We start from the raw sequence: 21314 nt of genomic DNA on the forward strand, positions 1-21314 counted from the left end.
AAAAATATAATGTTAAAATTCACTATTAGCTCAAAATAGTGAACCAATAGCTTAATTTTGCAGGTGAGGTAACCCGTGCTCAAGCGTGAAATATTCCGGTATGAAACAACATCCTCATGGTTTTCAACACACCTGAAAGGATATGAAATACCGTTTAAGTGGCATCATCATCAGGAATATGAGCTAACTCTGACGCTAAACAGCGAAGGAAAACGCTATATTGGCAATCATACTTCCAACTTTAGTTCTCCCGACCTTGTATTTATCGCACCCAATCAGCCTCACTCATGGAAAAGTCTTCGGATGGATTCTGTCTGTGAGATTTTTGTCATTTTGATTCCGCAAACCTGGATTAACCGACAATTACTGAGTGGCATGGAAGAATACCGTGTAGTGAATCAATTATTTTTACGCGCATCACCTGCTATTAAATTTTCTAAACGGTGCGCAAAACAGAGTGAGTCTTTATTCAGAAAGATAGTGGCCAGTAACTCACCGCTGACGCGCCTGAGTCTGCTTATATTGCTGTTTGAACTTTTAACCGGGGATAAAGGCGTTGAGTATATTTCTGACAGGCATCCACTCTTGCCCTATCAAAATCAGCGGGTAGAGAAAATATTAAATTATCTTGATAATAACTTCACAACCGTAGTAACACTAAAGCATGTGGCCGATCATGCACATTGCAGCGTTAGCGCGGTAAAACGGGATTTAGCAACTTTTGCCGGATTATCATTTAGTGACTATATATCGCAACTGCGAATAAATAAGGCCAGTTTTCTGTTAAGAACCAGTTCACTTTCTTTATCAGCTATTGCATCGCAGTGTGGTTTTCAAAGCATTAACTACTTCCATCGGCAATTCAAAAAGATAGTTAATGACACCCCGGTAAAGTATCGAAAGAATAATTCAATTTGATGTTATTAAAACTAACTCCAGCTTGCACTCAACACGATAACTCCCCACAATCTAGCCTTGTTTTTGTATCAACAGAGGTAGAACCATCATGAGCCAGACCCAAAGCCACTTTTTTGCCTATTTATCGCGCCTGAAATTAATCAGCCGCTGGCCCCTGATGCGTAATGTCCGCACTGAAAACGTTTCTGAACATAGCCTTCAAGTCGCGTTTGTCGCCCATGCTTTGGCGGTAATCAAAAATCGAAAATTCAATGGCAATGTGAACCCCGATCGAATTGCGCTGTTAGCCATGTATCATGACGCCAGCGAAGTACTGACCGGCGATATGCCAACACCAATCAAGTACTACAATCCGCAAATCGCCCATGAATATAAGAAAATAGAGAAAGTGGCGCAGCTTAAGCTGATTGAAATGCTACCCGAAGAATTACAACAAGACTTCCGCTCTGTTCTGGATGATAACTACTACAGTGAAGATGAAAAACTGGTGGTCAAACAGGCCGATGCGCTCTGCGCCTATCTGAAAAGTCTGGAAGAGTTATCCGCAGGAAATAATGAATTCACTCTGGCAAAACAACGTCTGGAAAAAACATTAAAGCTCCGCCACAGCCCGGAAATGGAGTATTTCATTAACGTATTTGTGCCGAGTTTTAGTTTGTCGTTGGATGAGATTAGTAGTGATAGCCAGTTGTAACGAATCAGTTAGCTTTAAAATATTGTCAAATCTGAATCAAGCACTTTAATCAATCGACAGCTTGCTATTTTCAGACAACGATATAATACAAGAAATAGAAATTTCTATTATGGCACCGCGGTTAACACTAATTTTTATTATCTTAATGAGCTTTCAGCTATCCGGTTGTATGAGCACGGTAGTTCGGGCCACTAAGGGGCCCAGTGCCCCCTTCTATCCTGGAACCAGTGTTAATGCCGAGTGGTTATTTACCAGTGATGAACAACAATGCGCTACTCAATCCAATCAACAGCTCTGCATAGATTTACTACATAATTTTAGTCGTCCTGTCGCCCTGCTCGACCTTCCCTTTTCACTGGTACTGGATACTTTGCTGCTACCCATTGACGGTGTTCTTTATCTAACTCAAGAACCCCCGATCGTTGAAAATGGTCTGAATTGCCAAAATATTGAACAATCGAACGGGGAAATTATCAAAACCTGCCGTTAAGTCTGGACTCCTTTATACCGTCTTCAATGCCTGTGCCGGTGAATGCCGATAGATCAATATCGCTGGCAGCAGTAAGACCACACCAATAATACCCCATATTGCCGCAATCAACAGGCCATCTTCCGGTTGAATACTTACCGGTAGCTTCATGCCATACAGCGAGGATATACGTTGGGATATCCATAACGTTGCCAGATAGCCCACAATAACCCCCAGCATAATTCCGATACTCATCATTAACATCAATCCACACCAAATTAATGCCACAATGCCACGTTGCGGTGCACCGAAGGCACGTAATGCACCAAATTGCCGTTGGCGTTGTTCAAGATGCACGACGATTACCATCAAAATGGCAATGACTACTAAAACCTGAGTTCCAATTGCCATTAGGGAGAGAACCTGACGAGCATCCCCTAGCGTACCGTACAAACGTGTTAATACTTCTCCGGGGAAAACCGCCAGACTTTCACCTGAACGATATTGCGACCTGAGCTGATAGGCTCCTGCAATACTTTTCGGCTTAACGACTACCGCGGAGACATCGCCAACATGATGGTGTATTTCATCATCGGCATGGTTTTCATGTTTTTGAGCATCATGTACTGCCCATACGGCAGTAATGGGAACCAGAATGGCTTTATCCCAGGCATCACCAGAGGCTGGCAATACGCCGGTAACGGTATAATTGACCGACTCATGTTGATGGGCGCCTTCACTGCCAACCTGCCCATGAATGGGGATAACCTTATCACCTATCGAAAGCCCTGTTGCCACGCCAACAATAGCACCATATTCACTACCAAATACCGAGTCTCTATGATTCTGGCCGTCATTACCGTACTGTATATCCCTGCCCCGTAACAGGTCATCATCGGTTCCAATAATTGGCATACCTTTATAACTATCACCAAAGGCTAACGGCGAAGCTGATTCCACTAACGAATGCTGTTTTAATTCATCCAGATAATGATGAGGTAACAGCGGTAATAGCGAAGGTTGTAAAAACACGCTGGATAACACCAGTTGAGTTTCACTACCAGCAGCCCCAACGATTAAATCAAAACGGTCGGCCGCTCTGGCGCTTCCTTCGCGTAGCGCCCTTTCCTGCAGGTTAACCACCATACTGAAAGCCACGGCAGTCGCAATCAACAGGGTAAGAATCAGTGTTCCACCCCACAGGCGTTTAAAATCGGCATAGATAATTTTAAAGGGGATCATAGCGCTCTTCCTGTAGTGATATCTTTAACCGGGCGACCGTTTTCCAGCGTAATTCGCCGACGCATTTCATCGCTCAAACGGGGATCGTGTGTAATACATATCAGGGTCGCTTTCGACCGTTTTGCAAACTGAGTGAGCAGGCGAATAACTTCCAGACCATTATTTGCATCCAGACTGGCGGTAGGCTCGTCGGCAATGACAATTTCTGGTTTATTCAATAACGCTCTGGCTATTGCCACCCGCTGTTTCTCTCCGCGAGATAACGTATCTACCACCTGTTTGTGTTGCTGAATACCAACCTGCTCCAGTAACTCAGCAGCACGTGCTTTCAATGATGCGGGCAAGCGCCAGTGGTGAAATCGTGCCGGAAGTAAAACATTGTCCAGCGCACTCAATCCTGGATACAAATGAAAGTCTTGCATCACCAGACCTATATGATGTGCCCGCCAGCGATCGCGCTGACGTTCCGACATACGACCAATATCTTTACCGTTCCAGAAAATTTTCCCACTATCGCTACGCTCAAGGCCGCTAATGGCATTAACCAATGTGGTTTTTCCACTACCGGAAGCACCGGTAACTGCCACCTGAGCCCCGCTGGATACCACCAACTGAGGAATATTCAGTGCCGCCTGAGCGCTGCCATTAAACCTGACCTGCAACTGATTAATAAACAGTTCTGACATATACAGACTCCCGATTAAAGCTCGCTAAATTGCGCATCTCGCAGGCGCAGCAGACTGACAAACCCCGTTTCTTTATCTCGCCAGGTTCCATACTCCAGAGTCCCTGTCACTTTTATCATGCTGTTATTTTGTACAAAGGTTTGGCGTTTGGTGAGATAGACCACCAAAATATCTTCCGGCCAGTCGGCATCTGAAGAGCAAAACGGACAAATCGCCATCGGCATTTTGGTTAAGACAAAAAACTGGGATTCTGCTTTGATAGGAGGCGCCATAAAGCCGGTGATTTCTATCTGCTGACCCGATAGCTGCTTCACTCGATCGGAAAACTCCAGTCCCAACACGCTTACTTTGCTATAAAACTGATCAAAAGAGAGTGTGGGCTGTGCTTTTAATGGTGATGCAATAAACAGTATCAATAACCACCACAGGCTGTGACGCCAGCCAGAAAAAACGCCGGGGGAACCCCGGCGATTAAGAACAGAGTATCTTGTCATTATCACCCCTGTTTTCCATGGCCTAACGACAGCGAATCAACAATCACGCGAAACAATTCGGTGTTATCCATATAGCCATGAATACGTTCAGCCCCGGGGCCCGATGCCTGAACAATCATGTCATCAACGGAGTGCACGCCGGTGTCGGTATTACGCGGGATATTACCGGTTCTCAGTACTGCACCCGGTATATCTTTGTATATCGCGTTGGCAATATACTCTCCCTTCTCATTTTGAATGGCGGGCACAAAACGAGCGTCCAGCTTAGGTCTGAAGGTTTCATAATGGTCAGGGAAGTTATTGAAGAACACCGCTAAACGTTTAGAGACATCAACTCTGTCCGGATAGCCGTCACCGTTTTTATCCTCATAATTTGGATAACCTGCTGTTTCATATACGCCTACCTTCTCACGCATATCGTTGCCCGGTTTATCATCATCGACAGTTCCGACAATGGAAATTCCGTGAGTATGGTCACCGGTAACAATAATCAATGTATCCGGGTGGGTTTCAGCAAACTTCTTCGCAATGGCTACAGATTGATCCAGCATGATGGTGTTATATGCCGCACGCTCCCAATCCAGCGGATGTGAGGCTTTATCAATTAGCGCTGATTCAACCATCAGAAAGAAACCATCCTGATTTTTTGACAGCACATCCAGCGCAGTTTGGGTCATTTCCGTCAGATCTGGCTGATCGGGAAACTTTTTAGTGACATCATTTTTCAGGAAACGTCGGTCCAGTACGTCATCCATATTACTGGTATGGAACAGGCCGAGTAGCTTATCCGCCCCGGAGCCCTGCTTTTTCAGTTCATCTGCATTAGTAACCAGCTGATAACCGGCCTGTTGGAAACGTTCAACATAGTTTTGGTTATCTTTACGTTTAGAACCTGGCGTGGTTTCCGGCAGGAAGTAGGCTGAGCCGCCGCCCAACAGAACATCTGGCTTAACGTCATAGAACATACTGACGATCTCTGCTTTATCGGCACGGCGGCGAGTATGGGACAACACCGCTGCTGGCGTGGCATCTTCCAGTTCTGCATCACTGACAATACCTACCGACATATCGGTTGTGCGTTTAATCAGTTCGCCCAGCGTTTCTTGCTTTGGATGATTAAGGGAGTCTTTAGCCCGACTAACATAGACCCCCAGCGCGTTCACACCCGATTTATGACCGGTCATATACGCACTCATGGTGTTAGCGCTGTCAGCAGCAATAGAGTCAGTACTTGAGGTACCAATAAATGCCATATTGGTTAAGTCATCAATGGCCAGGCGACCGTTGGCTTTACCTTCAGTAATGCCTTTTGACATCACTCTGGCAGCAGTACGGTGAGCAACCGACAGACCATCACCAATAAACAGAATGACATTTTTAGCCTGGCGTTTTTCTGGCGTTTGGTAAACATTCCAGCTTACCGAGCCCTTTTCATCGCCAGCTGAAACTTCAACTTTATAATCACCCGGCGTAGTGATATCGACATTTTTGATTACCAGTGAAGAAGCATTCAGACCATCTTCGTCTTTAATAAACTCGCTTTTTTGGTCCCATACCTGTTGATATGCTTTGCCATTAATTTTGATACTGACTTGAGCCGGGTCTACCTGCTTATCAAACTCAACCTTAAAGTCAAATTTGCCGCCGGTTAACATGGTCGCACGGTCAATAGGATAGATATTTACGGCGGATGCCGTTGCGGGAATAACCACAGGGACTAACGCAAAAGTGAGAGGAATCAACCAACTTGCCTTCATAACATTCTCCTGATTTTTATTTTTCAGGAGCAGATTACTCAGGCTGAATGTCAGTTTTATGAACGATATATGTCCAATTTATGTCTTAGAATGGAAACAACAGCGGAATAATAATGACACTCACCACCATCACCAATAAGGTAAACGGCACGCCGATGCGTAAGAAATCACTAAATTTATAGCTACCAGGTCCGAGTACCATGGTATTTACCGGTGAAGATACCGGCGTCATAAAGGCTGCTGAAGCGGCGATTGCTACCACCATAGCAAACGGTAAAGCGGAAACCCCCATCTGATTTGCCGCACCAATGGCTATCGGCGCCATCAAAACGGCAGTGGCAGTATTGGAAATAAACAGTCCTATAACCGCGCACAGAACAAACAGGCTAAGCAGTACCACCCTTGGTCCCATATCGCCAACGGCATCCATCAATCCTTTTACCACCAGATCGATACCACCGGTTTTTTGTAATGCATGAGCGAAAGGCAACATACCGACAATCAAAATAAGCGTTGGCCAGTGAATCGACTTATAGGCACTTTCCATATCGATGCAGCGGAATTTACCCATCAATAAGCAGGCCAGCAGCGCCGCAATAACGTTAGGCACGATGTCCGTTACCATCAGGAAAATCATCAGAATCAGGCACAGAAGAGCATGAGGTGCCTGACTGGTAGCCGGGGCGACTTCATCCACCTCAGCGGGCAGATTCATTACCAGGAAATCTCGGGTATTACTCTGTAATTGCCGAATCTGACGCCAGTCGCCAATCACCAGCATCATGTCACCGACTTTAAGCTCTTCATCAATCTGATTAGCCTCAATCAGTTTACCGTTGCGTCGGATACCAATCACATTCAGATTATAACGAGTGCGAAAACCCATCTGTCGCAGGGTTTTACCAATATATTCAGATTCAGGAACCAGCGATACTTCCGCCATACCGACTTCACGCGCTTGTTCAGAGAAGTATTCACCGCGCAAAATCATTGGCTCTAATTGCTCTTCGGTACAAAAGTGCCTGACGTCCGCTTCCGGGTCAAACATATCCACCAGCAGAATGTCATGCACCCGAAGTTCAGTGGCAGCAAAAGCGCCTATCATCACCCGACGGAATTTACGCCAGCGTTCAATACCCACCACGTTGGCACTGTAACGGGAACGCAGATGCAGTTCATCCAGCGTACGGCCAATTAGTGGAGAACCGGGGCGAATAGAAAGGCGACGAGCACGACCGCTTAACTTATAGTCATGAATCAGATCGCGCATGGTACGACGGGTACGGGATTTAGCCTTATCCTGACTCGCTGGCTTCACCAGCCATGGGCGAACCAGCAGCATATAACCAATCCCCATCGCCAGAATCACAATACCAATGGGGGTAACACTGAAGAAATCAAATTGCCCTACGCCATAACGTTGTAGTTCACTGTTTACCACCAGGTTTGGCGGTGTGGCTACCAGCGTCATCATGCCGCTGATTAATCCAGCAAAAGCTAATGGCATCATCAGGCGGCCAGGCTCTCTTTCCATCCGTGATGAAACGCTCATCACCACAGGAATAAAGATAGCCACCACGCCGGTGGAACTCATCACGGAACCTAATCCGGCCACCGCTAACATTAACAACACCAGCAATTTGGTTTCACTGCTGCCAGCAACCCGAACCAGCCAGTCACCTACCTGATAGGCAATACCGGTACGCACCAGCCCTTCGCCGATGACAAACAGCAATGCAATCAGAATAACGTTGGGATCGCTGAAACCAGAAATAGCTTCAGGTAGTGTCAAAATACCGCTGGTAACAAAAACGGTAATCAATAACAGAGCAACCACGTCCATTCGAACTTTATTGGATATGAACAGGATTATTGCGATAAATAAAAAGCACACCACCCAGAAAAGCTGGCTATCGGCTAACGTACCCATCGTTGTCAATAATCGCTCGATCACTGCGGCTCCCTTACTGGTTATCTGAACGTTTTTGCCCCACACAAAGATATTATCGAATACTAATCGTGATAAAACATTGGCTTTAAGATGTTTTTTCAGTCTGCCTATAAAGTCACTCTATTTTTCCCTCAATAAAGGAACAAAATATGCGCTTTAACTGATTAAAACAGAATAAAACACATCGTCAACCTTATATCAATCAAAAACCGAAACATTCAGCATAAACAAGGAGATTAGCCATAAATGTCATCAGCATGTTAATAAAAAAGCCCCAAATTATGGAGCTTTCTTATCTTTATGTCGCTAATCATTCATTTAATTAATCAAATTGAATTCTGGCAATGTTATCTGCATAACTGACCTGTAACTGTTGCAGCGTTTTTAGCGATTTATCTACCCGGGACAGTTCAGGCGTATTCGCCGGTGCATTGACCGCTATTACCTGACAACCGGCAGCCAGCCCGGAAGCGAGTCCTGCGGCGGCATCTTCAACCACCACACAGTCGGACGGAGCCAAACCTAAACGCTCTGCGCCCAGCAAATAGGCATCAGGCTCAGGTTTACCTTTGGCAACCAGTTCAGCGGTAACAAACACCTCAGGGAAAGGTATTCCTGCTGCTTTACTACGAGCATGAGCAATCGGAATAGTGCCGGAGGTCACAATGGCCCAAGGCACCTTCAGTTCATTAAGTCGATTAAGTAACTCAATAGCACCGGGTAGAGCCTCAACACCTTCAGTGTCGGTCGCTTCTATTTGTTCCAGTCGGTCAAACTCTCTTTTGATCGCCTCTTCACTTTGACCGGCCATAAAATGACGTAGCGAAGTTATTGCCTGCTTACCATGAATAAAATCGAGCATTTCCTGTGGTGCAACATTCAGGCGTTCAGCCACCCCTAACCAGGCACGTTCAACAACAGGTAAAGAGCTAACCAGCGTACCGTCCAAATCAAAAAGAAAACCTTTGCAATTCAAATTAATATTCTCACTGACAAAACAGAAAAACCAGTGACCGACATTAGCCGGTCACTATCGTAATAAGAAGAAAGAGAAAACATCAGGCATTAATGATTTGAGAAATCTCAATAGCGCATAAGTGATACTGACGCGGACAGGATTGCCAGATGGCCAGCATACGCTGATATTTATCCCACATTTTGGTTTGTGAGTTAAAGCCATGAGTTCCTGAATCAAAGTGGGTATAACGCCCTTCAGTATTTACCAGAAAGCGAACATAGCTGAGATAGCGGGCTTCAGTTGCTGCGTCAAAACCAAGGAAATTGATCCGGCGCTCATCAATTTCGGCTTTATCTTTCAGATTTTCACGCAGATTCTCAAAGGAGACTCTCAACGCGTGATGCATTTCCATAATATTAATAATAGTGCGACAGGTTTCTTCTGACAGTTCACCAAACTCGCGTTCCAGTTCCTTCATCTGCAAACCAAAGCCACGCTCAATGATGGTCTGTAACCGGCGATAACGTTCCGCGTTATCCGGATCCAGCATGGTCATCATTTTATATTGGTTTGAAAGGATTAGCCGTTGGGCATTAGTCATTTCCACGATAACAACTCCTGAGATTCAAAAACAAAAAAGAATTCTGTATGTGAATAAACGTCATCACGAATGGATAGAGAATGGCATATTGCGCAACAGAGTGATACCCATTCAGTGTAATTTTTTGTTTACCCGAACAGGTGATGAATAAAGGAAGGAAAATCAATCCGCGGCGTAGCTTCTGAGCAATGTCAGAAGCCCGCGCGTTTAGTCAGAGCTCATCCAGAAAAGTTTTATCTAACTGATTAAAAGCATGCTTAAGCAGTTCGGCCAAATGTTGATAAGTTGGCTCTTGCTCTAAAGGTGCAAACTCCTGCCCGGCTTCAGCCAGCTTCTCCCGCAGTTGTAGAAACCACTGCTTCAACGATGGCGGTAATGTTGAAATAGAACGCTGACCTAACCACCACAACCCTTGCATTGGCAAACTGCAGGCGAAAATAGCGGTAGCAACCGCTGGCCCCAGTTGGCCACTCATGGCAATTTGCCAGGCAAGGGTAAAGATAGCGACAGGCGGCATAAAGCGAACACCAAAGCGCGTTGCCGTAGTGATACGGTTTTCCGGGAACACCGCGGACAAACGTTTTTCGTTTGGCCAGGTCTTCATGTAAGTCTGCCCACGCTGAAATATCTGAATCCAACGGATAGGACCTGATGAACGTAGCATTTAATTTGCCGCCTTTGATTCCAGATCTATCAATATGTACATTATGTTGCGTTCCGGATTATAATGCACATTCAAAAAATTCTGTAAATTTTAAAATAAATGCACAAAAAACTTGATGCAGTTTAATAAATATCAATTTAATTTGCATTTCTGTTTTATTTTTACTTAGCCAGGTATTATTCTGGTCGTGGCCTTACGGCCAATTTTTTTGTTAGGGATAAAATAATACCAATAACCTGTTTTCAGGCAATTGTGTACAATAATAAGACGCGGGTACGCAGCATAACCTGGTGATAAAGGTTCGTCCTTACCAGTTAACGCTACGCTTGCCCTATTTTCGTTTTCCAAATCACAAAATTAAATAGGTACTTCTCATGTCGAGTAAGCTGGTTCTGGTTCTTAACTGCGGTAGTTCTTCTCTGAAATTCGCCATCATTGATGCTGCCAATGGCGAAGAACACCTTTCTGGTTTAGCCGAGTGTTTCCACCTTCCGGAAGCCCGTATCAAATGGAAAATGGACGGAAGCAAACACGAAGAAGCCCTTGGAGCAGGTGCTGCACACAGCGAAGCTCTGAAATTCATCGTTAATACTATTCTGGCTAAAAAACCAGAACTGTCAAACAACCTGACCGCTATCGGTCACCGTGTTGTTCACGGTGGTGAGCAGTTTACTCAGTCAGTTGTGATCAATGCTGATGTGCTGAAAGGTATTCAGGCTGCATCTCCATTCGCACCTCTGCATAACCCAGCTGGCCTGATTGGCATCGAAGAAGCATTCAAAGCGTTCCCATCTCTTAAAAATAAAAACGTGGCCGTTTTTGATACCGCTTTCCATCAAACAATGCCTGCTGAATCTTACCTGTATGCTCTGCCGTACAGCCTGTATAAAGAACACGGTATTCGTCGTTATGGCTTCCACGGTACCAGCCACTACTATGTCAGCCGTGAAGCAGCAAAAATGCTGAACAAACCGGTAGAAGAGCTGAACGTGATTACCTGCCATTTAGGTAACGGCGGTTCTGTTGCAGCTATTCGTAACGGTAAATGTGTAGATACTTCTATGGGTCTGACCCCGCTGGAAGGTCTGGTTATGGGTACCCGTAGCGGTGATATCGACCCTGCAATCATTTTCCATCTGTATGATGTGATGGGAATGAGCATGGAACAAATCAACAAAATGCTGAACAAAGAGTCTGGTCTGCAAGGCCTGACTGAAGTCACCAGCGACTGCCGCTATGTTGAAGATAACTATACACAGAAAGAAGATGCCAAGCGTGCGATGGATGTATTCTGTCACCGTTTAGCAAAATATATCGGTGCTTACACTGCACTGATGGACGGTCGTTTAGATGCAGTTATCTTCACCGGTGGTATCGGTGAAAACGCTGCAATGGTTCGTGAACTGGCACTGGGTAAACTGGCTCTGTTAGGCTTTGAAGTCGACCACGAGCGCAACCTGGCAGCCCGCTTTGGTAAGTCAGGTAACATCGCAAAAGATGGCACTCGTGCAGCACTGATCATTCCAACCAACGAAGAGTTGGTGATCGCTCAGGACGCATCTCGTCTTACCGCGTAAATAACGACAATAACACCGTCAGCTCAGGCTGGCGGTGTTGTTTTAGCCAAAGCATAACCTAAAGAGGTTTCGTCGTGTCTCGTACAATTATGTTAATTCCTACCGGCACCAGCGTCGGGCTGACCAGCGTCAGCCTTGGTGTCGTTCGCGCTATGGAGCGCAAAGGTGTCCGTTTAGGTGTTCTTAAGCCGATTGCACAGTCCCGCTCGGGTGCCGATGTGCCTGACCAGACTACTACTATTCTGCGTGCTAACTCCAACGCCGTAACGGCTGAACCACTGAGCATGGCTCAGGTTGAGAGCATGCTCAGTAACAATAAACAAGACGTACTGATGGAAACGATCGTTGAACGTTACCAGGAGTGCGCAAAGGACGCTGAAGTCGTTCTGATTGAAGGTCTAGTGCCTACTTCTCATCATCAGTTCGTTAATGCTCTGAACTATGAAATTGCTAAAACGCTGGGTGCAGAAATCGTTTTTGTGATGTCATTAGGTAATGACTCCCCTGCCCAACTGAAAGAGCGTATTGATTTAGCGCGTTCTAACTTCGGCGGCAGCAAAAATGAAAACATCACTGGTGTTATCATCAACAAGCTGAATGCTCCGGTTGATGAGCAGGGCCGTACTCGTCCCGATCTGTCAGAGATGTTTGATGATTCAGCCAGTAAACCAGCAATCAGTGTGGTTGATACCGCTCAGCTGTTCACTAATTCCTCACTGCCAATTTTAGGCTGCATTCCGTGGAATCTGGACCTGATTGCGACCCGTGCAATCGATATGGCTCATCACCTGAAAGCACGTATCATCAACGAAGGTGACATTCGTACCCGTCGTATTAAGAACGTGACTTTCTGTGCGCGTAGCATTCCTAATATGTTACTGCACTTCCGCCCGGGTTCACTGCTAGTGACCTCTGCCGATCGTCCTGATGTTCTGGTTTCTGCCTGTCTGGCAGCGATGAACGGCGTAGAAATCGGCGCAGTACTGTTAACCGGTGGTTATGCCATTGATGAACGTGTACACAAACTGTGTGAGCAAGCGTTTGAAACGGGTTTACCGGTGTTCATGGTTGATACCAACACCTGGCAAACTTCGCTGTCGCTGCAAAGCCTCAGCCTGGAAGCCCCGGCGGATGACCATCAGCGCATTGAACAAGCGCAAAACTATATTGCTAACCATATCAACAGCGAATGGATTGATACCCTGACGGCAAACAGTGAAGGTTCACGCCGCATGTCTCCTCCTGCGTTCCGCTACCAGTTAACTGAGCTGGCACGTAAAGCAGGTAAGCGCGTTGTTCTGCCGGAAGGTGATGAGCCTCGTACCATTAAAGCAGCGGCTATCTGTGCTGACCGTGGTATCGCACAATGTATTCTGCTGGGTAATCCGGAAGAAGTCAGACGTGTTGCGGAAGCTCAGGGCGTTGAACTGGGTAAAGGCGTAGAAATTGTTGACCCGGCTGAAGTACGTGAAAACTATGTTCCACGTCTGGTCGAGCTGCGTAAGAGCAAAGGCATGACCGAAGTGGTTGCTCGTGAGCAACTGCAGGACAACGTGGTACTGGGTACCATGATGCTGGAGCAAAATGAAGTTGACGGTCTGGTATCCGGCGCGGTTCACACCACGGCTAACACTATTCGTCCGCCGTTGCAGTTAATCAAAACCGCACCGGGCAGTTCTCTGGTTTCTTCAATCTTCTTTATGCTGTTACCTGAACAAGTTCTGGTATACGGTGACTGTGCGATTAACCCGGATCCAACTGCAGAACAACTGGCTGAAATCGCTATTCAGTCTGCTGACTCTGCTGCAGCCTTTGGCGTTGACCCTCGCGTTGCAATGATCTCCTACTCTACCGGCAATTCCGGTACCGGTAGCGATGTTGATAAAGTACGTGAAGCCACTCGTCTGGCGCAGGAAAAACGTCCTGACCTGGTAATCGATGGTCCGTTACAGTATGACGCAGCGATTATGGAAGACGTAGCAAGATCTAAAGCACCAAATTCACCGGTTGCAGGTAAAGCTACGGTATTCATCTTCCCTGATCTGAACACCGGTAACACCACCTATAAAGCGGTTCAGCGCTCAGCCGATCTGGTTTCTATCGGTCCAATGTTACAGGGTATGCGTAAGCCAGTTAACGACCTGTCTCGTGGTGCATTAGTAGACGATATCGTGTACACCATTGCATTGACAGCTATTCAGGCTGCTCAAAACGAAGGTTAATTCTCTCGTTTGTTGGTGAAAAAAATGCCGGGTTTAATACCCGGCATTTTTATTTGATGAAATCAGCTAATACGAATGAAAATCGTCAGATATCAGGCTTGATGTTCAACCGTTTCTGCAATCTCTTGCTGCTCTGGATTACGCGTCACCCAGAGATTAAGTGCCTTTACAGAATCTGGAGTAAACTCATCGGCTCGTTGATTGATCTCTTCCAGCGTCAGCCAATGCACGCTTTCAATCTCTTCTTCCTGCAAGGCAAATGGACCATGGGTAATACAGCTAAACAGCGCTCCCCAAACCATGCAGTTGTCCGACTCATAGTAAAAGGTACCGTGATCGGCAAATGGAACATCAGCAATCCCCAGCTCTTCTTCCGCTTCACGGCGTGCTGAAGCCAGCATGTCTTCCCCCTGCTGAACTACGCCACCGGCTGTGGCATCAAGCCACCCCGGATAGAAATCTTTAATGTCAGTACGACGCTGCACCAAAATCTTTCCCATACCATTATGAACCACAATATAGGTTGCCCGATGGCGCAAATTCTTCTGCCGCATTTGCTGGCGGGTCACTTGAGCCATCACATTGTTATTTTCATCAACAACATCGACCCACTCGACTTGTTCGGTCTGCTCTTGTTCTTCCATCTGTTAAAACCTTTTCTCTAAAGATACCTGAATGATGGGCTCTTGTTGTTGTAAGCTTAACACCTGTAACACACCATCGCTCAGCATACCAAAACTAGCCGGATATCCACCTTTAGGCAGACTGGCAGATCCCGGATTTAATACGTAAATATTCTCACGTTTTTCAGCCTGAGGTATGTGCGTATGACCATAAACAAACACATCCCCGGTACGTAACGCAGGGAGTTTATCGGGATGATAATGGTGTCCGTGAGTTAAAAACAACCGGCGTTGTTCAAGTAACACCTGTTGCCATGTTGCCTCTATTGGAAAGTGTAATAGCATTTGGTCTACTTCACTATCACAATTACCCCGCACAGCCATGATTCTATCAGCAAACTGATTAAGATACAGCGCCACTTCAGCAGGATTATACTTATCCGGCAATGGGTTACGCGGGCCATGATACAACAAGTCCCCCAGTAAAATTAACCAGTCAGCACCGGAATGCTCAAAGCGTTCTAATACCAATTGAGTTGCTGATAAAGAACCATGTAAATCAGATGCAAACATCAATTTCATCAGTGAATATTCCTGAATATAAAACCAATCAAGGTTGGAATTTGTGCAATAACGATACATTAAAAAATATTATCTAAGGTTACCGCACATTTTACTGAATAAAAAAGGTTTCTCCCGGCATAATATACCTGTTGGTCACAGGGAAAAAACCAGTAACTGTATTAAGCCAGTAAAATTTATGACATGGAGGGAACTATGATTAAATTTTATTACACCCCAATTCCTGATGGAAAAAAGATTGCTATCTTCCTTGAAAAGCTCGAGCTGTCTTACAGTATACATCCTTTCAAACTTGGTAATGTCGATTACCCACTGCAAACGCTCACAACATTGTCCCCTGAAGAAAGAGGTCCAATAATTATTGACCCTAAGCCGCATACTGGAGAACCGCCTTTAACGTTATATGGTGCAAGCACTATTCTGGTGTATCTGGCTGAAAAGAGCGGTCATCTTATGTCTGCCGGGCTTCGTCATCGTTATGATGTACTACAATGGCTATTTTGGATAGAAAACAAATTAATGCCAACGCTTGAAAATATGGAATATTTCAGCCACCACTCTAAGCGCATCATTCCTTCAACTATTGAGCTTTACCAAACTGAAACCGTTGGAGTTTATCAATCTCTTGAACAAAATCTGATCAAGAATATGTATATTGCTGGCGATCGCTACAGCATCGCAGATATTGCCCTTTATCCTTTGATTGATGATTATCAAAAGCAGCGTATAGATTTACAAAATTACCCGGCCGTCAATAACTGGTATCAACGTATCAGCAAACGACAGGCTGTAATTATCGCACGACGAATAGATACCGAATGGCGATTAAAAAGCAAAATAGAGTAAAAACACAAAGTTGTGAGCAATCATAATATTTTATGTCAACTATCCGCTATGATAAGTAGATGCTAGACGGTTTTATTCCTTACGACTGCTTCAGGAGATCGCCCATGCATATACTTATTACCGGCGCTACCGGGCTTATCGGTCGCCATTTGACCCAAAGCCTGTTATTGCAGTCCCATACCATTACCGTGGTTAGCCGCAGCATTGAAAAAGCCAGAGCACTATTTGGTGATAGTGTCAGCTATATCAATGCACTGGATAATTTGAAGAATCTCGATAATTTCGACGCGGTGATAAATCTGGCGGGTGAACCCATTGCCGATAAACGCTGGACAGCCGTACAGAAAAGACGGTTGTGCAACAGCCGCTGGCAATTAACGGCTCATCTCAGCAAGCTGTTTGCCGATAGTCATACGCCCCCCGCAGTATTCATTTCCGGTTCTGCCGTTGGTTATTATGGCGATCAGGGCCAAAGCGTAGTCACCGAAGACGAAACGCCTCATCCTGAATTTACCCATACTCTCTGTCAGCGTTGGGAAGAAGAAGCCCTGCTGGCAAAAAGCGATCGTACCCGAGTTTGTCTGCTACGTACCGGAATTGTGTTATCCGCTGAAGGTGGAGCGCTGGCCAAGATGCTACCTATCTTCAAAATGGGTCTGGGGGGGCCATTGGGTTCCGGCCTGCAATATATGCCGTGGATTCACATTAACGATATGGTTAATGGCATTCTGTTTTTACTGACCACGCCTAAACTGGAAGGCCCATTTAATATGGTATCCCCTTATCCGGTGCACAATGAATTATTTACCGACCTGCTGGCCTCAGCCATCGACAGGCCGCACTTCTTCCGCACTCCGGCATTTGTTATCCGTTTATTAATGGGGGAATCAGCGGTATTAGTACTTGGCGGTCAGCATGCATTACCTAAACGGCTGGAAGAAGCTGGATACCATTTTGAGTTTAGCGACTTAGAGAAGGCGTTTGATAACCTATTTCCGAAAGATTAATCATTGGGGAACAAAAATCCATCATCTCTCTAAAGTTAAACACCTATAAGCCAGTTCTGGCGCTTATAGGTGTTCAGGCCCCGTAAGCTGGTATTCGCTATTTACCTTATGCGCGTTTAGTCCGACGCTCGGCAATAAAAGACACCAGGAATATTGCACCAATCAGGTCAAAGAATCCCATTGCAATAAACAGAGGGTTAAAACCGATCTTGTCTGCGGTAACACCAATCAACAACGAAAACAAGAAACTGGCGATCCAGGCGGCCGAACCCCGCATACCATTAACCGTCGCCATCTGGCCTTTATCGAAAGAATCCACAACCAGGGCGCTCAACATACAAGAGATAATCTGATGGCCAAAGCCGCCGATAGAGATCAGTACGATAGCGATATAAGGATCTTTCGTCACTGCAACCAGTGCCAGAGAAAGCATCATAAATGCCCCGGTAACTGAACTGGCGACCACCGAGTTAGTACGTGAACAGCCAAACCAACGAACATACAATTTAGTCAGATAGCCACTGGCAACGCTACCCAGGTCCGCAGCTAAAAATGGCAGCCAGGCAAACATGGCAATCTGTTTTAAATCCATACCCCGCTCGTTAGCCAGATATAGCGGAACCCAGAAGCTTAGTACCGCCCAGGCAGGCTCGGCCATAAATGCCGGAATGGCGATACCGTAAAAACGTTTGTTTTTCGACACGGTTTTCAACGCAGTAAAGAATGGCAGTTTCACCGCAGGCGCTTCGTTATCCTGTTTAATGAATGCCAGCTCTTCTTTGCTCAAATTCGGATGTTGCTCTGGGTTATGATAGAACAGCCACCAAAGAATGACCCACACCATCGCCAGAATACCGGTAAACATAAATGCACCCTGCCAGCCAAAAGAGGCATGTGCAAAATAAATAATAGGCGGTGCCAGCATCGCACCAATGGAAAAACCAACCCCCGCCCAACCGGCAGCAACCGGACGCTCCTTTTTAGGGAACCACTCACCAATGGTTTTGGCGTTAGCTGGCGTAGCTGCTGCTTCGGCACCGCCCATCATAAATCGTAAAATAGCTAATTGTAGCCAGCTTCCCGCTCCCGCATGCATCATACAAACAATTGACCAGACAATTGCACATACCAGAAAACCCAGCTTCAGCCCTATTACATCAATTAACCAGCCGCATATTGGTTGGAAAACGGTATAAGCCAGTTGAAACGCACCAACAATCCATGAATATTGTTCGGTGGTAATCCCCAGACTGTTTTTTAACTCCGGAGCCAAAATACCAAGCGAGTTACGGGTAATGTAGTTAACGGTAACCCCCATCAAAAACAGTACTAATACCCACCAACGCAGGTTGCGGATGGTTCGCGTGGCCTTCACTGCAGTCACATCCTGATTTATTTCAGAACTCATTTTGATCTCCTCCTTGCAACGATAAGAATCAGCTCTGGTATGGCAACCTTCTGGCAGCCACTCTCTTTAACCATCTGATTAATTGTTTTTTTTATTTAAATTTTTTGCGTAGAAAAGCTAAAAGCAATTCGACAAATTGAGCCTAAATGAGTTATAAATCGACCAATAGCAGATTTGCTGCAATAATTTTCATCAGCCTGAAATAATCTAATAAACATTTAGTTAAACGGCTTTGAGAATGGTGAATGCTAAAAGATGAAAAAATTTTCATTTGCAAAATGGGCATAGATCACAGAATGAGTAAAAAGCTAAAAATAAGCGAAATTGCTACCCAAACCGGGTTATCGATCAGTACGGTTTCAAGAGTATTGGCAGGCAAAGCTAATACCAGTGAAGCGGCAAAACAACGGATTCTGGCTTGCGCACAGCAAAATGGCGTACTGCAAGGAATGGCTGCAGGACGTTTATTGCTTAATAATCTGATGGTATTTGCGCCCCAGCGGGCCTTTGATGAGCGTCTGGATGTTTTCTATTACCGTGTTATTCAGGGCATCAGCAAGGCACTTAGCACTCATGAAGTTCGGCTACGCTATTGTGCATTAGAAGAACTGGACAGCGATACCAACCTGTTTCTGACAAAAATGAATGAACCAGATACAGAGGCAGTGATGCTGCTGGGTATTGACGATCCCCATATTCATGATTTGGCGGTGGACTTGGGTAAACCCTGCGTTCTGATAAACTGCCGCGATCGCAAAATGCGCCTGCCTGGCGTATCTCCCGACAACCAACTTATCGGTGAATATGCCGCAAGTTATCTTTTTGAGCTGGGGCATAAATCGGTTGTTAATCTGCTGTGTCTGAGGCGTCACACCATGGAGCTGCGTCTGACAGGAATTCGGGACGCCTGGGAAGCCCATAACCTTGCGTTCGATGACGATAAACACCTGATTACTGCGCAAAGCTTTAGCGCAAAAGAAAGTGAGCAGCTAATCAGTGATTTTCTTGCTGTTACGCCACGGGATAAACTGCCCAGCGCATTACTGGTGGGTGGGGATTTTATGGCAGCAGGTGCCGTCAGTGCACTACAAAAAGCAGGACTGCGGGTTCCTAATGATATTTCGGTGATGAGTATTGATGGTTTCAACCTGGCCGCGATCCACGATGTACCTCTGACTTCCGTTCACGTTCCACGCGATCAATTAGGCGAAGAGGCAGTACATATTCTTCAACAGCGTCTGATACGTCCACAGGCTCCCGTGGGTAACTTATTGCTAAATGGTACTCTGGTCATACGGGAGTCGGTACGCCGCATTCGCCCAACGAAAAACCATACGGCAGTACGTAATGACGGGTTATATGATGAGTAATTATTGATGGCTATTTCAGTATTCAGAGTACTGAAATAATCAAGTTTTCCGGAAACAGAAAACCATCTTGATTGATTACCTTATGGCTTACTACCCTGCCAACGATCAAACAGGTCCTGCTCTAATTGAATATCAAGCTGGTCCAATACCCGATTCACCGTTTGATCAACTATATCCTGTACGCTTTGAGGTCGATGATAAAAGGCCGGAGCCGGAGGCATAATCACCGCACCCAATTCCGCAGCCTGTGTCATTAGACGCAAATGCCCCAGATGCAATGGTGTTTCCCGCACACACAGCACCAGAGGTTTACGCTCTTTTAGCGTCACATCCGCTGCCCGACTTAATAAATCATCAGTGTAACTGTTTACAATAGCCGACAGCGTTTTCATCGAACATGGCAAAATCACCATACCGTGGCAGCGAAACGAACCGGAAGAAACCGAAGCTGCAATATCCCGTACATCATGTACCACCGAGGCCAATGAAGTAACATCCCGCAGACCATAATCCGTTTCCATCGCCAACGTTTGACGAGCAGCGTTACTGACAATCAGATGGGTTTCTACTTCTGCACAACCTTGCAGAACCTGTAACAGGCGGACACCATAAATCGCACCACTGGCACCGGAAATACCGACAATCAAACGTTTCATAAGAAAACTCTTCGCATTCGCTGAATAATGACAGGACTTTGCCGTAATCACTGTAGTTTATCAATTAGAATTCTGATTGGGATGGGAAATCCTATGTGATTGAGTAAAATACTACGTTGATTATTTTCAGATTACTAGCAAACCTAATGGATCAGCTACTGAGAATATTCCGGTCGTAATAGCAATTATAGTTATATAAATATTGTGCTCGACCGGAAAAGCATTCGTACTCCACTTTAGAGTGCGTCGGGCCTAGGCTGCCTACGGGCAGTTATGAAACACCTTGCGGTGTTTCACCCTGACGGGCCAGCGCAAGCGCTGTTCAAACAAGCTTTGCCTGTTTGTCGTTGGCTTACGCCAAGTCGACCCCCACGGCACCCTCTCCCTCCGATTAACTATTTTGGAGTATGAAATTAAATTATCGGTGCTGCCATTAATACGAAATGCCGCACTAAAAATTTCAATACGGCATTTCAGGTTGATGACAAAACCTAATAAGTATCTATATTTAGCAAGAGCCTATCGGAGGGAGAGATTGCCGTTGGGGTCGTAGCAGCTTTAGCTGCCGGAGCGCTCCTTAGTTAAGTAC

General features: G+C 45.7%; 20 protein-coding genes. 8 read left to right on the plus strand and 12 right to left on the minus strand.

The genetic code is table 11. The annotated features are described in order from the left end of the window. Positions 1–75 precede the first annotated feature (75 nt). The 3 genes from GOL65_RS06255 (at position 76) to GOL65_RS06265 (ending at position 2102) form a co-directional block, all read left to right on the plus strand. Positions 76–918: an AraC family transcriptional regulator gene (locus GOL65_RS06255; protein WP_140919343.1), complete on the plus strand. Its 843-nt coding sequence runs from the start codon at positions 76–78 to the stop codon at positions 916–918. 88 nt (positions 919–1006) lie between these two features. Beyond that, the gene (gene yfbR / locus GOL65_RS06260) at positions 1007–1612 is read left to right on the plus strand and encodes a 5'-deoxynucleotidase (protein WP_140919344.1); all 606 of its coding nucleotides are present in this window, start codon (positions 1007–1009) and stop codon (positions 1610–1612) included. Between the two features lie 169 nt (positions 1613–1781). Then, positions 1782–2102 (plus strand): YceK/YidQ family lipoprotein, encoded by a 321-nt coding sequence (locus GOL65_RS06265; protein ID WP_179038195.1) that lies wholly within the window; start codon positions 1782–1784, stop codon positions 2100–2102. Positions 2103–2114: 12 nt separating this feature from the next. Here GOL65_RS06265 and GOL65_RS06270 read toward each other — a convergent pair whose 3' ends face one another. From GOL65_RS06270 to yfbV, 8 genes are all read right to left on the minus strand, one after another. After that, complete coding sequence (locus tag GOL65_RS06270) at positions 2115–3323, minus strand: ABC transporter permease (RefSeq protein WP_140919346.1); 1209 nt, start codon at positions 3321–3323, stop codon at positions 2115–2117. After that, on the minus strand, positions 3320–4009 hold the full coding sequence (locus tag GOL65_RS06275; protein ID WP_140919347.1) for an ABC transporter ATP-binding protein: 690 nt from the start codon (positions 4007–4009) through the stop codon (positions 3320–3322). Before GOL65_RS06275 ends, GOL65_RS06270 begins: the two co-directional genes overlap by 4 nt. Before the next feature lie 14 nt (positions 4010–4023). Beyond that, a complete protein-coding gene (locus tag GOL65_RS06280) occupies positions 4024–4503 on the minus strand; it encodes a hypothetical protein (RefSeq protein WP_140919348.1) in 480 nt (159 codons plus the stop codon). 2 nt (positions 4504–4505) lie between these two features. After that, complete coding sequence (locus tag GOL65_RS06285) at positions 4506–6260, minus strand: alkaline phosphatase (protein WP_179038196.1); 1755 nt, start codon at positions 6258–6260, stop codon at positions 4506–4508. An 85-nt stretch (positions 6261–6345) separates the two neighbouring features. Continuing rightward, positions 6346–8190 carry an SLC13 family permease gene (locus GOL65_RS06290; RefSeq protein WP_179038369.1) on the minus strand — a complete coding sequence of 615 codons (1845 nt, stop codon included), beginning with the start codon at positions 8188–8190 and terminating at the stop codon, positions 6346–6348. 343 nt (positions 8191–8533) lie between these two features. Continuing rightward, on the minus strand, positions 8534–9187 hold the full coding sequence (locus GOL65_RS06295) for a sugar phosphatase (RefSeq protein ID WP_140919350.1): 654 nt from the start codon (positions 9185–9187) through the stop codon (positions 8534–8536). Between the two features lie 82 nt (positions 9188–9269). Continuing rightward, positions 9270–9776, minus strand: a complete 507-nt coding sequence (locus GOL65_RS06300; RefSeq protein WP_130590987.1) for a YfbU family protein — start codon at positions 9774–9776, stop codon at positions 9270–9272. Positions 9777–9981: 205 nt separating this feature from the next. Continuing rightward, positions 9982–10434: a terminus macrodomain insulation protein YfbV gene (yfbV, locus tag GOL65_RS06305; RefSeq protein WP_140919351.1), complete on the minus strand. Its 453-nt coding sequence runs from the start codon at positions 10432–10434 to the stop codon at positions 9982–9984. 374 nt (positions 10435–10808) lie between these two features. Between yfbV and ackA the strand changes: the two genes are divergently transcribed. Beyond that, positions 10809–12011 carry an acetate kinase gene (gene ackA / locus GOL65_RS06310; RefSeq protein WP_140919352.1) on the plus strand — a complete coding sequence of 401 codons (1203 nt, stop codon included), beginning with the start codon at positions 10809–10811 and terminating at the stop codon, positions 12009–12011. 74 nt (positions 12012–12085) lie between these two features. Next, the gene (gene pta, locus GOL65_RS06315) at positions 12086–14233 is read left to right on the plus strand and encodes a phosphate acetyltransferase (protein ID WP_140919353.1); all 2148 of its coding nucleotides are present in this window, start codon (positions 12086–12088) and stop codon (positions 14231–14233) included. Between the two features lie 92 nt (positions 14234–14325). Here pta and yfcD read toward each other — a convergent pair whose 3' ends face one another. Both yfcD and yfcE read right to left on the minus strand, forming a co-directional pair. Next, on the minus strand, positions 14326–14877 hold the full coding sequence (gene yfcD / locus GOL65_RS06320) for an NUDIX hydrolase YfcD (protein WP_140919354.1): 552 nt from the start codon (positions 14875–14877) through the stop codon (positions 14326–14328). 3 nt (positions 14878–14880) lie between these two features. Next, positions 14881–15438, minus strand: coding sequence for a phosphodiesterase (gene yfcE / locus GOL65_RS06325; RefSeq protein ID WP_140919355.1), 558 nt, complete (start codon positions 15436–15438; stop codon positions 14881–14883). A gap of 195 nt (positions 15439–15633) precedes the next feature. Here yfcE and GOL65_RS06330 point away from each other — a divergent pair, with 195 nt between their 5' ends. Together GOL65_RS06330 and GOL65_RS06335 are read left to right on the plus strand one after the other, a co-directional pair. Then, positions 15634–16284 (plus strand): glutathione binding-like protein, encoded by a 651-nt coding sequence (locus GOL65_RS06330; protein WP_179038197.1) that lies wholly within the window; start codon positions 15634–15636, stop codon positions 16282–16284. Positions 16285–16388: 104 nt separating this feature from the next. Then, the gene (locus GOL65_RS06335) at positions 16389–17291 is read left to right on the plus strand and encodes a TIGR01777 family oxidoreductase (RefSeq protein ID WP_140919357.1); all 903 of its coding nucleotides are present in this window, start codon (positions 16389–16391) and stop codon (positions 17289–17291) included. A 106-nt stretch (positions 17292–17397) separates the two neighbouring features. Here the strand turns inward: GOL65_RS06335 and GOL65_RS06340 are convergent, their stop codons facing one another. Next, entirely contained in the window at positions 17398–18699 is a 1302-nt protein-coding gene (locus tag GOL65_RS06340; protein WP_140919358.1) for an MFS transporter, read from the minus strand. Between the two features lie 296 nt (positions 18700–18995). On the opposite strand from GOL65_RS06340, the gene GOL65_RS06345 reads away from it, so the two are divergent. Next, positions 18996–20069: a LacI family DNA-binding transcriptional regulator gene (locus tag GOL65_RS06345; RefSeq protein ID WP_140919359.1), complete on the plus strand. Its 1074-nt coding sequence runs from the start codon at positions 18996–18998 to the stop codon at positions 20067–20069. Between the two features lie 80 nt (positions 20070–20149). Here the strand turns inward: GOL65_RS06345 and GOL65_RS06350 are convergent, their stop codons facing one another. Beyond that, the gene (locus GOL65_RS06350; protein ID WP_140919360.1) at positions 20150–20725 is read right to left on the minus strand and encodes a UbiX family flavin prenyltransferase; all 576 of its coding nucleotides are present in this window, start codon (positions 20723–20725) and stop codon (positions 20150–20152) included. Between the last annotated feature and the right edge of the window lie 589 nt (positions 20726–21314).

The organism is Limnobaculum xujianqingii (assembly GCF_013394855.1).
Lineage (GTDB): Bacteria > Pseudomonadota > Gammaproteobacteria > Enterobacterales > Enterobacteriaceae > Limnobaculum > Limnobaculum xujianqingii.

Coding starts and splice junctions, on each gene's coding strand:
- yfbR (WP_140919344.1), top strand. CDS start 1,007: ATGAGCCAGACCCAAAGCCACTTTTTTGCCTATTTATCGCGCCTGAAA.
- GOL65_RS06265 (WP_179038195.1), top strand. CDS start 1,782: ATGAGCACGGTAGTTCGGGCCACTAAGGGGCCCAGTGCCCCCTTCTAT.
- GOL65_RS06270 (WP_140919346.1), bottom strand. CDS start 3,323: ATGATCCCCTTTAAAATTATCTATGCCGATTTTAAACGCCTGTGGGGT.
- GOL65_RS06275 (WP_140919347.1), bottom strand. CDS start 4,009: ATGTCAGAACTGTTTATTAATCAGTTGCAGGTCAGGTTTAATGGCAGC.
- GOL65_RS06280 (WP_140919348.1), bottom strand. CDS start 4,503: ATGACAAGATACTCTGTTCTTAATCGCCGGGGTTCCCCCGGCGTTTTT.
- GOL65_RS06285 (WP_179038196.1), bottom strand. CDS start 6,260: ATGAAGGCAAGTTGGTTGATTCCTCTCACTTTTGCGTTAGTCCCTGTG.
- GOL65_RS06290 (WP_179038369.1), bottom strand. CDS start 8,190: ATGGGTACGTTAGCCGATAGCCAGCTTTTCTGGGTGGTGTGCTTTTTA.
- yfbV (WP_140919351.1), bottom strand. CDS start 10,434: ATGCTACGTTCATCAGGTCCTATCCGTTGGATTCAGATATTTCAGCGT.
- ackA (WP_140919352.1), top strand. CDS start 10,809: ATGTCGAGTAAGCTGGTTCTGGTTCTTAACTGCGGTAGTTCTTCTCTG.
- yfcD (WP_140919354.1), bottom strand. CDS start 14,877: ATGGAAGAACAAGAGCAGACCGAACAAGTCGAGTGGGTCGATGTTGTT.
- yfcE (WP_140919355.1), bottom strand. CDS start 15,438: ATGAAATTGATGTTTGCATCTGATTTACATGGTTCTTTATCAGCAACT.
- GOL65_RS06330 (WP_179038197.1), top strand. CDS start 15,634: ATGATTAAATTTTATTACACCCCAATTCCTGATGGAAAAAAGATTGCT.
- GOL65_RS06335 (WP_140919357.1), top strand. CDS start 16,389: ATGCATATACTTATTACCGGCGCTACCGGGCTTATCGGTCGCCATTTG.
- GOL65_RS06340 (WP_140919358.1), bottom strand. CDS start 18,699: ATGAGTTCTGAAATAAATCAGGATGTGACTGCAGTGAAGGCCACGCGA.
- GOL65_RS06345 (WP_140919359.1), top strand. CDS start 18,996: ATGAGTAAAAAGCTAAAAATAAGCGAAATTGCTACCCAAACCGGGTTA.
- GOL65_RS06350 (WP_140919360.1), bottom strand. CDS start 20,725: ATGAAACGTTTGATTGTCGGTATTTCCGGTGCCAGTGGTGCGATTTAT.